General features: G+C 48.4%; 13 protein-coding genes and 8 tRNA genes. 14 read left to right on the top strand and 7 right to left on the bottom strand.

The features are described from left to right. The 6 genes from kdsA to hemA all read right to left on the bottom strand — a co-directional run bounded on the left by kdsA (window position 1) and on the right by hemA (window position 5,354). On the bottom strand, window positions 1-855 hold the full coding sequence (gene kdsA, locus AC3CIC_RS03810; RefSeq protein ID WP_016960622.1) for a 3-deoxy-8-phosphooctulonate synthase: 855 nt from the start codon (window positions 853-855) through the stop codon (window positions 1-3). 13 nt (window positions 856-868) lie between these two features. Beyond that, window positions 869-1,678: a SirB1 family protein gene (locus AC3CIC_RS03805; protein ID WP_016960621.1), complete on the bottom strand. Its 810-nt coding sequence runs from the start codon at window positions 1,676-1,678 to the stop codon at window positions 869-871. 2 nt (window positions 1,679-1,680) lie between these two features. Further along, window positions 1,681-2,064, bottom strand: coding sequence for a SirB2 family protein (locus AC3CIC_RS03800; RefSeq protein ID WP_016960620.1), 384 nt, complete (start codon window positions 2,062-2,064; stop codon window positions 1,681-1,683). An 82-nt stretch (window positions 2,065-2,146) separates the two neighbouring features. Further along, window positions 2,147-2,992, bottom strand: coding sequence for a peptide chain release factor N(5)-glutamine methyltransferase (prmC, locus tag AC3CIC_RS03795; RefSeq protein WP_488515385.1), 846 nt, complete (start codon window positions 2,990-2,992; stop codon window positions 2,147-2,149). Further along, the gene (prfA, locus tag AC3CIC_RS03790) at window positions 2,992-4,080 is read right to left on the bottom strand and encodes a peptide chain release factor 1 (protein ID WP_488515384.1); all 1,089 of its coding nucleotides are present in this window, start codon (window positions 4,078-4,080) and stop codon (window positions 2,992-2,994) included. The genes prmC and prfA overlap by 1 nt, the downstream gene beginning before the upstream one ends. A gap of 14 nt (window positions 4,081-4,094) precedes the next feature. Continuing rightward, window positions 4,095-5,354: a glutamyl-tRNA reductase gene (gene hemA / locus AC3CIC_RS03785; RefSeq protein WP_016960617.1), complete on the bottom strand. Its 1,260-nt coding sequence runs from the start codon at window positions 5,352-5,354 to the stop codon at window positions 4,095-4,097. 313 nt (window positions 5,355-5,667) lie between these two features. Between hemA and lolB the strand changes: the two genes are divergently transcribed. From lolB to AC3CIC_RS03715, 14 genes are all read left to right on the top strand, one after another. After that, window positions 5,668-6,276: a lipoprotein insertase outer membrane protein LolB gene (lolB, locus tag AC3CIC_RS03780; protein ID WP_016960616.1), complete on the top strand. Its 609-nt coding sequence runs from the start codon at window positions 5,668-5,670 to the stop codon at window positions 6,274-6,276. Beyond that, window positions 6,273-7,148 (top strand): 4-(cytidine 5'-diphospho)-2-C-methyl-D-erythritol kinase, encoded by an 876-nt coding sequence (gene ispE, locus AC3CIC_RS03775; protein ID WP_394213608.1) that lies wholly within the window; start codon window positions 6,273-6,275, stop codon window positions 7,146-7,148. The genes lolB and ispE overlap by 4 nt, the downstream gene beginning before the upstream one ends. A 42-nt stretch (window positions 7,149-7,190) precedes the next feature. Continuing rightward, window positions 7,191-8,138 (top strand): ribose-phosphate pyrophosphokinase, encoded by a 948-nt coding sequence (locus AC3CIC_RS03770; protein ID WP_026024034.1) that lies wholly within the window; start codon window positions 7,191-7,193, stop codon window positions 8,136-8,138. A gap of 202 nt (window positions 8,139-8,340) precedes the next feature. Continuing rightward, window positions 8,341-8,931, top strand: coding sequence for an aminoacyl-tRNA hydrolase (pth, locus tag AC3CIC_RS03765; protein ID WP_016960613.1), 591 nt, complete (start codon window positions 8,341-8,343; stop codon window positions 8,929-8,931). Window positions 8,932-8,957: 26 nt separating this feature from the next. Next, window positions 8,958-10,049 (top strand): redox-regulated ATPase YchF, encoded by a 1,092-nt coding sequence (gene ychF / locus AC3CIC_RS03760; protein WP_488515383.1) that lies wholly within the window; start codon window positions 8,958-8,960, stop codon window positions 10,047-10,049. A 230-nt stretch (window positions 10,050-10,279) separates the two neighbouring features. Beyond that, window positions 10,280-10,356: transfer RNA gene (locus tag AC3CIC_RS03755), tRNA-Met, on the top strand. A gap of 28 nt (window positions 10,357-10,384) precedes the next feature. Beyond that, a tRNA-Leu gene (locus tag AC3CIC_RS03750) sits at window positions 10,385-10,469 on the top strand. A gap of 58 nt (window positions 10,470-10,527) precedes the next feature. After that, window positions 10,528-10,602, top strand: a tRNA-Gln gene (locus AC3CIC_RS03745). An 11-nt stretch (window positions 10,603-10,613) separates the two neighbouring features. Then, window positions 10,614-10,690, top strand: a tRNA-Met gene (locus tag AC3CIC_RS03740). 80 nt (window positions 10,691-10,770) lie between these two features. Next, a tRNA-Leu gene (locus tag AC3CIC_RS03735) sits at window positions 10,771-10,855 on the top strand. A 77-nt stretch (window positions 10,856-10,932) separates the two neighbouring features. Further along, window positions 10,933-11,017, top strand: a tRNA-Leu gene (locus tag AC3CIC_RS03730). A gap of 73 nt (window positions 11,018-11,090) precedes the next feature. After that, window positions 11,091-11,175: transfer RNA gene (locus AC3CIC_RS03725), tRNA-Leu, on the top strand. A gap of 36 nt (window positions 11,176-11,211) precedes the next feature. Continuing rightward, a tRNA-Gln gene (locus AC3CIC_RS03720) sits at window positions 11,212-11,286 on the top strand. Between the two features lie 222 nt (window positions 11,287-11,508). Next, entirely contained in the window at window positions 11,509-12,990 is a 1,482-nt protein-coding gene (locus tag AC3CIC_RS03715) for a protein adenylyltransferase SelO (RefSeq protein WP_488515382.1), read from the top strand. Between the two features lie 43 nt (window positions 12,991-13,033). Here AC3CIC_RS03715 and AC3CIC_RS03710 read toward each other — a convergent pair whose 3' ends face one another. Further along, entirely contained in the window at window positions 13,034-14,194 is a 1,161-nt protein-coding gene (locus tag AC3CIC_RS03710; RefSeq protein WP_488515381.1) for a 2-octaprenyl-3-methyl-6-methoxy-1,4-benzoquinol hydroxylase, read from the bottom strand. Window positions 14,195-14,373 lie beyond the last annotated feature (179 nt).

The following is a 14,373-nucleotide window of genomic DNA, read 5'->3' as shown; positions in this document are numbered from 1 at the left end:
TTAGCGAATATCTAATTCATCAAAGCTTTTCACCAGATCGTCCAGTGCTTTCATTTGCTTTAGGAATGGCTCTAGCTTATCCAGTGGCAAGGCAGAAGGTCCGTCACAACGCGCGTTGTCTGGATCTGGGTGTGCTTCAATAAACAGACCCGCAATCTTGGTGCCTAAACCTGCACGCGCCAAATCCACAGTTTGTGAACGACGACCACCCGATGCTGCACCCAGAGGGTCACGGCATTGCAGGGAATGCGTCACATCAAAGATGATTGGGCTGCCATTGCTGGCTTTTTTCATTACGTCAAAGCCCAGCATATCAACAACCAAGTTGTCATAGCCCATGCATGAGCCACGCTCACACAGAATGATTTTTTCGTTTCCGCACTCAGCAAACTTGTCGACGATGTTGCCAACCTGACCTGGGCTCATGAACTGAGGTTTTTTCACGTTGATAACAGCATTGGTTTTCGCAAACGCTTCCACCAGGTCGGTTTGACGTGCAAGGAATGCCGGTAGTTGAATCACATCAACCACTTCAGAAACTGGCTGTGCTTGCCAAATTTCATGAACGTCGGTGATCACTTTCACGCCGAACGTTTCTTTCAGCTCTTGAAAGATTTTCATGCCTTCATCGAGGCCTGGACCACGATAAGAATGCACTGATGAGCGGTTAGCTTTGTCGAAAGACGCTTTAAAAACGTATGGAATACCCAGTTTTTGCGTCACTTCCGCGTAATGCTCACAAATCTGCATCGCAAGATCGCGAGACTCCAACACATTCATTCCGGCAAAAAGAACAAATGGCTTGTCGTTAGCAACGTTAATATCGCCAATCTGAACTGTTTTTTGTGCTGTCATGCTACATTCCTGATTAATGGAAAATAGGGGCTTCTGCGGTCAACACTTTGACCTGCAGTTTCAAAAGCTCAGCGGCCGGATCATTGGGACACTGAGCAATAAAGTATTCGTAGTCTTCTGCCGCAACCCAGTCACATTTTAGCTGCTGGAAGATATAGCCACGGTCTCGAATTTCATATGGATCATCAGGGCTAAAGGACAATGCTAGCTCACTGCAGCGTAACGCCATGGCGTAATTTTCTTCGCGAAGCAATGCGCTTTTAATCACTGCCAACCAACGGCCAATCAAGGTCGGGTTATCCGTTCCTTCAAGGTGTTCGGGTTGTAGCTGTGCCATTGAACCTTCTTTGCCCACTAACCAACCGCGCAACACACGTGGTGATAAAAACTCGCCATCAAACGGGTTAATATACTGCGCTTCGCGATGATGCCAATCCACTTTCAAGATTAGCTGAGTGGGAAAACCAACAGGTTCTAGCGGTAAATCCAAGCGATCAGCAAAGAAAAGGAAAATGGCGCCCAGACTTACCGGGATACCTTTGCGACGCTTCAATACTTTTTCGACAAAGGCATTGTCGGATGAAAAGTATTGTTCGAAGTCTCCTTTGAATCCCCATTCTTTGTAGAATAGGCGGATTAAGCCTTCCAGCCGAAGCTCATCATTGGTTTCTCCCGCCAAAAGATGTTCAGCATCCTTGGCAAGCACTTCTAGCTCCGCACGCACCCAATGCATGGATGTGGCGGGATCAACGGCGGCATTGAGTGCTAATGCACCCTCGACCATCGTTAGCGCATCTAATTCCTGATCAGTAAACTCGATCATATTTACCCCAACAACTGCGGTGTTTTGGTGATCGCTAAGTTAGCGGCCGCAAATACCCAACCTAAAGCACCAAAAAAGGCAAAGAGTCTAAACAGTGTGCCCTGGCTGTAATGCAGAGCCACGTATCCCAGCGCGATATAAGCCAGTACACAGGTCAATTTCTCTGTCATCCAAACGGCGCTTGGCGTGAAGGGAATAAAGCCAGTGATGGCGATCAGCGCGATCCCCGTTGCTAACAATCCAGTATCAATAATGTGTGGAACGACTTTAACCCACTTTTTCTCCAACATTTTGCTGCCCATCATCAGCCACGCAAAACGAAGGATAAAAAGGCTTACACTCAAGGCGATAAACAAAAAGTGGGAGTGCTTCAATGCAGCGTACATAATCCGTAATTCTCTATTTCGTTATTGATAGTCGTATCTATCGGCAACTTTACTTGTCGGCAGATATTTGGGGTAATAGGTATTAGCGCGTCGAACGACCTAGCGTAACACGATCATGTCCTGCATAGTCTTGCTGGGTTTCAACATCGTAAAATCCAGCCTCTGTAAACAGTGCCCTGACGGCATCACCTTGATCAAAGCCATGTTCAATCAATAGCCAGCCATCGCGACTGAGATACTGAGGGCTTTGCTGACAAATGTGGCGAATATCCGCCAACCCATGTTCATCTGCAATTAATGCCGTTTTCGGTTCAAAGCGCACATCACCTTGAGCAAGGTGCGGGTCTTCGGGGTCGATATACGGGGGGTTACTGACAATCATGGTAAAGGTTTGTGCCGGAATTTTATCAAACCAGCTACTTTGAACAAATTGGGCATTGGTAATGTGATTTTCGCGTTGATTGCGTTGAGCAAGTGCCACTGCTTCAGGCCGCAAATCCACACCCGTGACTTGGATGTCACGACGCTCACTGGCCATAGACAGCGCAATAGCACCCGTTCCTGTGCCAAGATCTAACACATTCCCTTCACCCGCAGGTAAACGCGCCAACGCCAATTCAACCAATCGTTCGGTATCAGGACGTGGGATCAATGTGCTGGGTTCGACACTCAGTCGCAACGACCAAAAATCACGATAGCCAATAATGTACGCAACAGGCTCGCCCAATTTTCGACGTTCAATCAGCGCATCAAAATCTTTGCTTTCTTGCTCAGACAAGACTTTGTCCGACCAGGTGTACAAGTAGCTGCTCGGTTTATCAAGCACATGACAAAGCAACACCGAGGCATCAATCCTCGGTGACGGGCTTTGGTGATCGGCTAACAAAAGCGCTGCATCACGCAGCGCATGTTCGATAACGGTTGGCATTAGTGCTGTTCAGCCAGCGCCGCCAGTTGATCTGCTTGGAACTCAAGAGCGATTGGCTCAATCAAGCAATTCATATTGCCTTCCATCACTTCATCCAAGCGGTATACCGTCAGGTTGATACGGTGATCAGACACACGGCTCTGCGGGTAGTTATAGGTACGGATACGATCCGAACGGTCACCAGAACCCAACAGGTTACGTCGTGTGCTTGCCTGCTCTGCCGCCAGCTTCTCTTCTTGCGCTTTAATCAAACGCGCGGCCAGCACAGACATCGCTTTGGCTTTGTTTTTGTGCTGTGAACGTTCGTCCTGACATTCGACCACGGTGCCCGTTGGCAAGTGAGTAATACGAATAGCAGAATCGGTGGTGTTGACGTGCTGACCACCCGCGCCCGATGAACGGAAGGTGTCGATTTTCAAATCAGATGGATTAATATCTGGAACTTCCGCTTCTGGAACCTCAGGCAAAATCGCGACGGTACATGCAGAAGTATGAACACGACCTTGCGATTCTGTTGCTGGCACACGCTGGACTCGGTGACCACCTGATTCAAACTTCATCACACCGTAAGCACCATCACCTGAGATCTTGGCAACCATTTCTTTGTAACCGCCCTGCTCAGAGCTATTGGCGTTAATGACTTCAACACGCCAGCCTTTTGATTCTGCAAAACGGCTGTACATGCGGAACAAGTCACCTGCAAATATACCCGCTTCATCACCGCCTGCACCGGCACGAATTTCCAAGAAACAGTTGCGGTCATCGTTCGGGTCTTTTGGCAGCAGCAGAACTTGAAGTTCTTCTTCTAGGCGTTCGATTTCCACTTTCGTGGTTTTGATTTCTTCTTGCGCCATTTCGCGCATTTCAGGATCGTCTTCGTCCGCCATTTCTTTTGCGGCGGCTAGGTCTTCTTCAGCTTGCTGATAAAGGACAAAGCACTTGGTCACTTCTTCTAGCTGACTGTATTCTTTCGACAAGGCGCGGAATCTGTTCTGATCACCGATAACACCAGGGTCACCCAGTAGATGTTGTACTTCTTCATAACGCTCAGCGAGCGCTTCTAATTTGGCGAGAATAGATGGTTTCATAGTAAGTTTTACAACTATTTTAGGGGATCCAAACCTAAGCTCTGACGCAGCGTGTCGAGTGTACGCTCATCACCATTTCTGGCAGCTTCCTGCATGGCCTGAGTCGGCGCATGGATCAATTTATTGGTCAGTTTATTGCTCAGTTCAGCCAGCACTTTTTGTGGGTCTGCACCGCTAGCCAGCGCCTGTAGGCTTTTACTGAGCAATTCATTTTTTAGTGCTTCAGAATCTGCACGATATTGTTTAATGCTGTCCACGGCGTCGCGTGAGCGCATCCAGGTCATAAACCCATGGCTTTCTTCTTCAACGATGGCTTCAGCCTGAACGGCTGCGGCTTTTCGTTGCTCTCGATTGCGTTCGACAATCGAGTGTAAATCATCGACGGTATACAAATAGGCGTCATTAAGCTCGCCCACTTCTTCTTCAATATCACGAGGCACGGCAATGTCGATCAGCAGCATGGGCTGATGCCGGCGTGCTTTCAAGGCTTTTTCCACCATCCCTTTACCGATAATCGGCAATGGCGCGGCGGTCGAGCTGATCACGATATCGGCCTTGTGCATGTGCTCGGGAATTTCTTCCAACGAGATCACTTTTGCCCCAAAGGCATCTTCAAACGGCTTGGCTCTTTCACGCGTTCGGTTTGCTACGATGATGTTTTTACATTCGTGCTCATACAAATGCTTGGCAACCAGTTCAATAGTTTCACCCGCTCCCACTAGCAATGCGGTTGAGGCTTCCAAAGATTCGAAGATCTGCCGCGCCAAGGAACAAGCCGCAAACGCAACAGAAACGGCGTTGCCGCCAATATCAGTTTCGGTACGAACACGCTTGGCAACCGTAAAGGTTTTATGAAATAAACGCTCTAACGGGCCGTTAATCGCATTGAGCTCAACAGATTCCGCATAGGCTTGTTTGACTTGCCCAAGGATCTGAGGCTCTCCCAACACAAGCGAATCTAACCCACAGGCAACACGCATTAAGTGTTGTGCAGCAGCTTGATCATGATGGGTGTATAAGCAAGGAAGTAAGGCATCACTGTCCAGGCTGTGGAAATCACGAAGCCAATCCACGACTGCACCTGGGCTAGGTTGGTCTAATTCACAATAGATCTCGGTTCGGTTACAGGTAGATACAATAACCCCACTCTGCACGACCTGCTTTTCTTTTAGCTGGTGTAGTGCATCGCGAAGTTGTTGCTGTGAAAAGGCGACCTTTTCACGCAAGTCGACCGTAGCGGTCTTATGATTAATTCCGAGAACTAGCAAGCTCATTAAGCAGGGTTACCGACAGCACCAGATGAAATCCGAACCGTGGATTTTACGTTATGGGCTCGTCGAATAAAAGATAACATTAGTTTCCTGTTCCCGCTAACAACCAGAAGTGTGACTATTTCGCACTCAATGCGAAATTTTCGTCCATTTTTTCAACAACTAATCATTGATTATATTTCAAGATGTCGCCCAACTTTCTGTTTCATTTGTCTGTTTGTGTGAATTTTCTTGATCTGTCGCGGATAAGCCACTGATGATTGCCGATAATTATCTGTATAATTGTTCGCGACCGCTATATAAACGGAGTTTCATCATGTCTCGCTCTATCAAGCTTGCTCTGACCTTCATGCTTGGTTTTCTCGCTCTTTCGGGATGCACTTCAGTACCTGCACCTTCTACTGAGTGGCAAACCCACCAAGAGGCGCTCGCTGGTATTACAAACTTCACCGCAAAAGGCAAAGTGGCCCTGATCAGTCCAGAACAACGTGTTTCCGCCAACTTCCTCTGGCAACAAAAAGACGATGAACTCTCTTTAAGGCTCACTAATTTCCTTGGCACGACGTTATTAACGCTAGAGGCTACGCCTGACATCGCTATTTTGGTGGATAACGAAGGCCAGCGTTACGTCGGGCGAGATGCCGCCAGCCTGTTAGAAAAATTAACCGGTATTGCTTTACCCGTGGACGACATGACGCAATGGATCAAAGGATTGCCAACGGAGCAAAACGATTTCACCTTAGGTGCCGATAATCGGCTGGCTTTTTTAAGCGAAAACAGCGCCGAGTCCAATCAGCCAGGTTGGCAATTGGAATACAGCACCTATGATGCCAACACCGACAGTTTGCTTCCGGCCAAAATCAAAATGAACCAGAACACGCAAAAAGTGAATCTGGTGATTTCCGAATGGATCTACCCGCAATGACACAATCCGCAATAGAACAATACTCGGACACCACCACTTGGCCCTCCCCCGCCAAGCTGAATCTTTTTTTATATGTCACAGGTCAGCGCGAAAACGGCTACCACGACTTACAAACGCTGTTTCAATTTCTCGATTATGGCGACACGTTACATATCACGCCCAATGAAACAGACAAAATCACCCTATCACCAGACATCGAAGGGGTAGCGGTTGAAGATAATCTCATTTATCGCGCAGCAATGACGCTAAAAGCCCAATCAGGCAGCAAGCAAGGCGCGCATATTCACATTGAAAAAATTCTACCAATGGGTGGCGGGCTTGGTGGGGGCTCTTCCAATGCAGCCACCACATTGGTCGCACTCAATCACCTTTGGAACACTGCACTATCAAGCGATGAACTGGCAGACCTTGGGCTAGCACTGGGCGCAGATGTCCCGGTATTTGTGCGCGGTGTGACAGCATTTGCAGAAGGTGTTGGCGAAGTACTCCAACCCGCCTACGCTGAAGAAAAATGGTATCTGGTCGCAAAACCTGATGTTAGTATCGCAACAGCAAAAATTTTTGGTCATCCTAACCTGCCACGAGACACGCCAAAACGCGCATTAAATGTGCTATTGGCGGGAAATTACGAAAACGATTGCGAAAAGATAGTCAGAGAGTTGTTTCCAAAGGTTGATAAGGCCATTTCGTGGCTGGTAGAATACGCGCCGTCAAGATTGACTGGAACGGGTGCCTGTATTTTCGCGGAGTTCGAGAATGAGGACGACGCTCGTTTAACATTTAACAAATTGCCCGACTGGCTCACTGGTTTTGTAGCTTGTGGTGTGAACACTTCACCGCTCTTAACCACGCTAAAAGCGCAGAAACAATGAGACAGACAAAACTCAATGGATACAACCCCGAGGTTTTCCACCGTGCCTGATATGAAGCTGTTTGCTGGTAATGCAACGCCTGTGCTCGCCCAACGCATTGCGAATCGCCTATATATGTCACTAGGTGACGCTACCGTTAGCCGTTTTTCTGACGGCGAAGTGTGTGTACAAATCAACGAAAACGTACGGGGTAGCGACGTATTCGTTATCCAGTCGACGTGTGCACCTACCAATGACAACCTAATGGAATTGGTTGTGATGATCGATGCACTGCGTCGCGCATCTGCTGGTCGCATCACCGCAGTTATTCCTTACTTTGGTTACGCTCGCCAAGACCGCCGTGTGCGTTCTGCGCGTGTTCCAATCACTGCGAAAGTGATTGCAGACTTCCTATCTAACGTCGGTGTTGACCGCGTTTTGACGGTTGACCTGCACGCAGAGCAAATCCAAGGCTTCTTCGATGTACCCGTAGATAACATCTTCGGTACACCGGTACTGCTTGAAGATATGCTAGCGAAGAAACTGGAAGATCCAGTGGTCGTTTCTCCAGACATCGGTGGTGTTGTGCGTGCTCGTGCAACAGCAAAGCTGCTGGACGACACTGACATCGCTATCATCGATAAACGCCGCCCACGTGCAAACGTGTCTCAGGTTATGCACCTGATTGGTGACGTTGAAGGCCGTGACTGCATCATCGTTGACGACATGATCGACACCGGTGGCACTCTGTGCAAAGCAGCAGAAGCGCTGAAAAACCGTGGTGCGAAGCGTGTATTCGCTTACGCAACACACGCGGTATTCTCAGGTAACGCGCCTCAAAACATCAAAGATTCTGTGATTGACGAAGTGATTGTCACCGACTCAATCCCGTTGAGTGCAGAAATGCAAGCGACGGGTAAAGTGTCTCAGCTGACCTTGTCAGGCATGCTGGCTGAAGCAATTCGCCGCATCAGCAATGAAGAATCAATCTCTGCAATGTTCGATTCTTAATCGACACCTTGTTAGAGTAAAACGCCTCGCTTTTGCGGGGCGTTTTGTTTTGCACAGTACTTACTCAAGCGAACTCTTTACGCCATCATTTTGAGGTCGCTTACGTATAGTGTTAGGATATGCCGCCTTTGGCGTTGGTCGGGTGACGTCATCTGATCTTTAGCGCCTAACCGATGACAACCATAACAACGAGAATCTCACCGTGAGCGACCAAATTCGTCTTTTAGTGGGTCTGGCGAATCCTGGACCAGAATATTCAAAAACCCGTCACAATGCGGGGGCTTGGGTCGTTGAAGAGTTAGCACGTATTCATAATGTGCAACTGAAAGAAGACAAAAAATATTTCGGTTTAACGGCCAGAATTAGCATGGGTGGTGAAGATCTACGTTTATTGATCCCAACAACATTCATGAATCTGTCCGGTAAATCTGTGGCTTCACTGGCCAATTTCTTCCAAATAAAACCGGAAGAGATCATGGTAGCTCACGATGAGCTAGACTTGCCGCCAGGTGTTGCCAAGTTCAAAAAAGGTGGTGGGCATGGCGGTCATAATGGTCTGCGTGACATCATCAGCAAGATGGGCAACAACAAAGAGTTTTATCGTCTTCGCATCGGGATCGGACATCCCGGCCACAAAGACAAAGTAGCGGGTTTTGTATTAACGAAAGCCCCTGCTAATGAACAAAGCCAAATCGAAGAAGCTGTCGACGAAGCCGTTCGCTGTATCGACATTCTGCTGAAAGATGATTTAGCTAAGGCGCAGAACCGCCTTCATACATTCAAGGCGCAATAATATTTTTAACGAAAGGTTACCATCTCATGGGTTTTAAATGCGGTATCGTTGGCCTGCCAAACGTAGGTAAATCAACACTGTTCAACGCTCTGACCAAAGCCGGTATCGAAGCGGCAAACTTCCCGTTCTGTACTATCGAGCCAAACACGGGTGTGGTACCTGTGCCTGATCTGCGTCTGGATGCGCTTGCGAAAATCGTTAACCCACAACGTATTTTGCCAACCACGATGGAATTCGTAGACATCGCGGGCTTGGTTGCTGGTGCGTCAAAAGGTGAAGGTCTGGGTAACAAATTCCTTGCAAACATCCGCGAAACTGACGCGATCGGTCACGTTGTTCGTTGTTTCGAAAACGACAACATCATCCACGTCGCTGGCAAAGTTGACCCTGCTGACGACATCGAAGTGATCAACACGGAACTGGCACTGTCAGATTTGGAAGCATGTGAGCGCGCTATTCAGCGTCAAGCGAAGAAAGCAAAAGGCGGTGATCGCGACGCGAAAATCGAGATCGCTGTGCTTGAAAAGCTTCTTCCTGTGCTGGAAGAAGGCAACATGCTGCGTTCAGTAGAGCTGACCAAAGAAGAAAAAGCTGCGGTTGATTACCTCAACTTCCTGACCATGAAACCAACCATGTACATCGCGAACGTTAACGATGACGGTTTTGAAAACAACCCATACCTCGACATCGTGCAGGCGATCGCTGAAAAAGAAGGTGCTACCGTTGTTGCTGTTTGTGCTGAAATCGAAGGCGAGCTGTCTGAACTAGAAACAGACGAAGCGGCAGTATTTCTTGAAGAAATGGGCTTGGAAGAACCAGGTCTAAACCGTGTGATTCGTGCTGGCTACGACCTGCTAACATTGCAAACCTACTTCACCGCTGGCGTAAAAGAAGTGCGTGCATGGACGGTTGCTGTTGGTTCAACCGCGCCACAAGCTGCCGGTAAGATCCACACTGACTTCGAAAAAGGCTTTATTCGCGCCGAAATCATCGGTTACGACGATTTCATCACTAACAACGGTGAAGCTGGCGCGAAAGTTGCGGGCAAATGGCGTTTGGAAGGCAAAGAATATATCGTTAAAGACGGTGATGTTATTCACTTCCGCTTTAACGTGTAATTTGGCTTCATTGATGAAATTATAAAAGCTGGCTTTTGCCAGCTTTTTTATTTTTCAGCGCCTGTTTTTGTCTAAAACCGCTTGATTCGATCAAAAAACGGTCCTCCCTGCTCAAAATCCAAGCGAAGACACCAAATCACTGAAAAAACCGCGGGAAAAAGGTTGACGGGGTCTTAGCTTCTTCGCATAATGCGCCCCGCACTCAGGGGAGACCCTGACGAAAATAAGATGGCTACGTAGCTCAGTTGGTTAGAGCACATCACTCATAATGATGGGGTCACAGGTTCGAATCCCGTTGTAGCCACCATTCTTTTTTCAGTGCCAAGCAATACAAAGCGGAAGTGGCGAAATTGGTAGACGCACCAGATTTAGGTTCTGGCGCCGCAAGGTGTGAGAGTTCAAGTCTCTCCTTCCGCACCATTGCTCTTGTGAAGAGCAAAAGAATTGAAAAGGTCATGCTCTAGAGCGTGATGACTGTTGGGATATCGCCAAGCGGTAAGGCAGCGGCTTTTGATGCCGCCATTCCCTGGTTCGAATCCAGGTATCCCAGCCATTTTTCAGGTTGGCTACGTAGCTCAGTTGGTTAGAGCACATCACTCATAATGATGGGGTCACAGGTTCGAATCCCGTCGTAGCCACCATTTATTCGAAGGCCTTGGGCTTTCAAAACAGACTGACACTGTCACGTGTTCAAAAGCATTAGCTTTAGTCTGAAAAATTTGCGGAAGTGGCGAAATTGGTAGACGCACCAGATTTAGGTTCTGGCGCCGCAAGGTGTGAGAGTTCAAGTCTCTCCTTCCGCACCATATATCTTGTTTCTCTCAACGTTTAACGTTGAATAGAAGGTTTCAGACAAGACTAAAAAACTGAAACGACTAGGATTGCGGAAGTGGCGAAATTGGTAGACGCACCAGATTTAGGTTCTGGCGCCGCGAGGTGTGAGAGTTCAAGTCTCTCCTTCCGCACCAATCCTCTTGTTCTTTATTTGTGCTTTAATGCATAGTAGAGACGGTCAGACAAGATAGAAAACTGATCAAAAATGCGGAAGTGGCGAAATTGGTAGACGCACCAGATTTAGGTTCTGGCGCCGCAAGGTGTGAGAGTTCAAGTCTCTCCTTCCGCACCATACTTTAAGACTCATGCTTCATTGCGTGAACTCTGTTGGGATATCGCCAAGCGGTAAGGCAGCGGCTTTTGATGCCGCCATTCCCTGGTTCGAATCCAGGTATCCCAGCCACAACATTGAAAAGCTCGCTCTCAGCGAGCTTTTTTTGTTTCTGATTTCCTTCTTTTTGTACTCCTTCCCCCTCTTTATTTCTGCCTGTACCCGTAACATTTTCCTTGGCGTCTGTATGGTTGAATTGGTATTGAATCCCTGTAGGCTTATGGTGATCATGTGCTGATCGGATCGCTTTCGATCGCGTATCAAACAGTTTGTACGACAGGGGCGCAGTAAAACATGAACAAAAATGACAACCTCAGCAATCCTATTCAACATCAGGTGTATCACGCTCTTCCTGATGATGTGTACAGCGACGTCCCGCCGGTGCGCGTCGAGCAGCCTTCGCTACTCGCTCTCAATCACGATCTGCTTTCACAATACGGCCTCACCTCATCATGGTTTGAAAGCGCAGAGGGCATTAACTTTCTTGCCGGTAATCATGACTATGCCGAGCAGCATCCTATTGCTATGGGCTATGCCGGTCATCAGTTTGGTCACTACTCTCCGCAGTTAGGTGATGGACGGGCTCATATGCTGGGGCAGTTTAAAGACGCTAACGGCCAATTAATCGATGTACAACTCAAAGGCTCGGGACGCACACCCTATTCCCGAGGTGGTGATGGTCGTGCCACGCGAGGCGCAGTGATCCGAGAGTACCTCATCAGCGAAGCCATGGCTGGGTTAGGCATCCCCACTACACGAACATTGGCCATGATATCAACGGGCGATCAAGTGATGCGCGACTACCAAATGGTGCCTGGTGCCATTCAAGTACGCACCGCAACCAGCCATATTCGCGTCGGCTCTTTCCAGTATGCTTATGCCAAACTGGGTGAGAGCGGCGTAAAAGCACTGGCGGACTTTCTTATTGAGCATCATTTTTCCGATATTGCTGAAAGTGACGATAAATACCTCGCGTTGTTTGAAGCGATTTGTGTGCGTCAGGCAAACCTTATTGCACAGTGGATGTTAGTCGGCTTCATTCATGGTGTGATGAACACAGACAATATGTCACTGGTGGGTGAAACCATCGATTTTGGTCCATGCGCATTTATGGATGAATTCAAAACAAACAAAGTGTTTAGTTCTATCGACCGTGAGAGTCGTTATGCTTGGGACCAACAGGCCAATATTGGCTATTGGAATTTACAGCGTCTCGCTGAAACTTTCTTGCCACTGTTAGACAGCGATTCGGACAAAGCCGTAGAGAAGGTGCAAGCACCACTGACCACCTACATCAACACATTCCAGCACGCCTTTGAGCAAGGGCTCAAACGAAAATTAGGCGTAACGGTATCAACACCAGATGCGGAAGACTTTGTTAACCATGCACTGCCGGTGGTTGCCGCTGAGGGTATGGACTTTACTCAATTTTTTGATGCGCTTACACGCGTAGCACAGGGTTCGCCTAACAGTGACGTTCTGGCTTTGTTCTCCAACCAAGAAAAAGGCGAGCAGTGGTTGAGCAGTTGGCAGGAAATTAGGGAACACTCAACCGAGACAGTGAGTGCGATGCGAACGGCGAATCCCACGCTTGTCGCAAGAAATCATCAGGTAGAGCAGGCGATTCAAGATGCGACAGAGCGTGACGATTTTGCTCTATTCCATCGTTTGAATGAGGCGTTGAAAACACCGTATACCGTGAGTGAAGAAAACCAAGATTTACAAGCCGCGCCGGCACCTAACGAGCGCGTGCTTAGAACCTTCTGCGGGACTTAACTTAACCAAACATTGAAAGTATATTCGAAAACAAAAATGGGGCTCAAAGCCCCATTGCGTATTTCAAAACCTGCTTCTTTATTGGGCCGCTTTTCTCCGCCAGCTTTAGTCCAACATTGCGTAGCAATTTCAGCGGCGCAATTTCATTGCTAAATCCAGCATAGAAGAGATCCATGCCCGCCTGCATGATGAGGTTATCGGGTTTACGTTTACGCTCGTAGGCTGCCAGCACTGAGTCATTGAGCCATTCCACGCCAGCATCAGCAGCCACATCCAATAACGCGTCCACGTCTTTAAATCCGAGATTAACACCCTGACCCGCCAGTGGGTTGATGGTATGCGCAGCATCACCGAGCACCACCACATTATTGCGATAATAAGACTGCGCATGGCGTCTGGTAAGCGGAAACGCACCGTGTTGAAGCACCTCAATATCACCTAGCTCTTTAGGGAAGTGGCTCAAGATTTCTTGTTTCAGCGCTGCAGGTGTCATAGCACCAAGTTGTTTAATGCGTGAGGGTGAGTCATACCACACCAACGAACCTTGATGACCAGTAAGAGGCAGGAATGAGCGCGGTCCATCCGGCGTAAACCATTGCCATGTGACATCTTGCTGAGGCAATTCGGTTTTCACATTAATCAACATACAGTGTTGGCGATAATCCCAAGCAGTCACACCAATGTTGGCATAATCTCGAACGCGGGAATTCGCACCATCAGCGCCAACTAACCAGCGCCCATGAAGCACCTCGCCGCTTTCCAATTCTACGCGGTGTCCATCACCATCAGGCTGCATGGCAACAATATTGGCAGGACACAGCAAATCCAGATTTTCTTGCGCTTCACAGGCCTTCCAAAGCGCCAGTTGAAGCACACGATTTTCAACGATAAACCCTAGTTCAGACAAATCCATACTTTGCGCATCAAAGCGGATACGGCACTCAGGATGCTCCCAGGTTTCAAGGCGACGATACGGACACAGGCGCATTTTGAGCACCGAATCCCATACCTTGAGCGAAGTAAGCAGTGATACAGATGCTGGCGAAATAGCCGACACACGTAAGTCCATTGGCTGCTCTGGCGAAAAAGCCTGTGGCGCAATACGCTCCACCATTGCCACGCGTTTTCCTTGTCTGGCAAGACCAAGCGCTGTCGCCGCCCCCACCATACCGCCACCGACGACGATAATATCGAATTGTTTCATAACACAATCTCTTTAAGTCCTGAGGGCATTTTACCCTTCACGCCACCAATTGCGACTCCCTCTGACCTCTGCACCACATAAATCCTGCAAAAAATTGGGGAGAAGGTGATCTGGTCACAGTTTGGCTAAAGCAGTACAATACGCCCCCAATGTCCAAACCTCGTTGAAATTCTCACGGT

This window comes from Enterovibrio sp. QJM3NY_24 (genome assembly GCF_057786035.1).
This window is presented reverse-complemented; position numbering and strand designations above follow the sequence as displayed.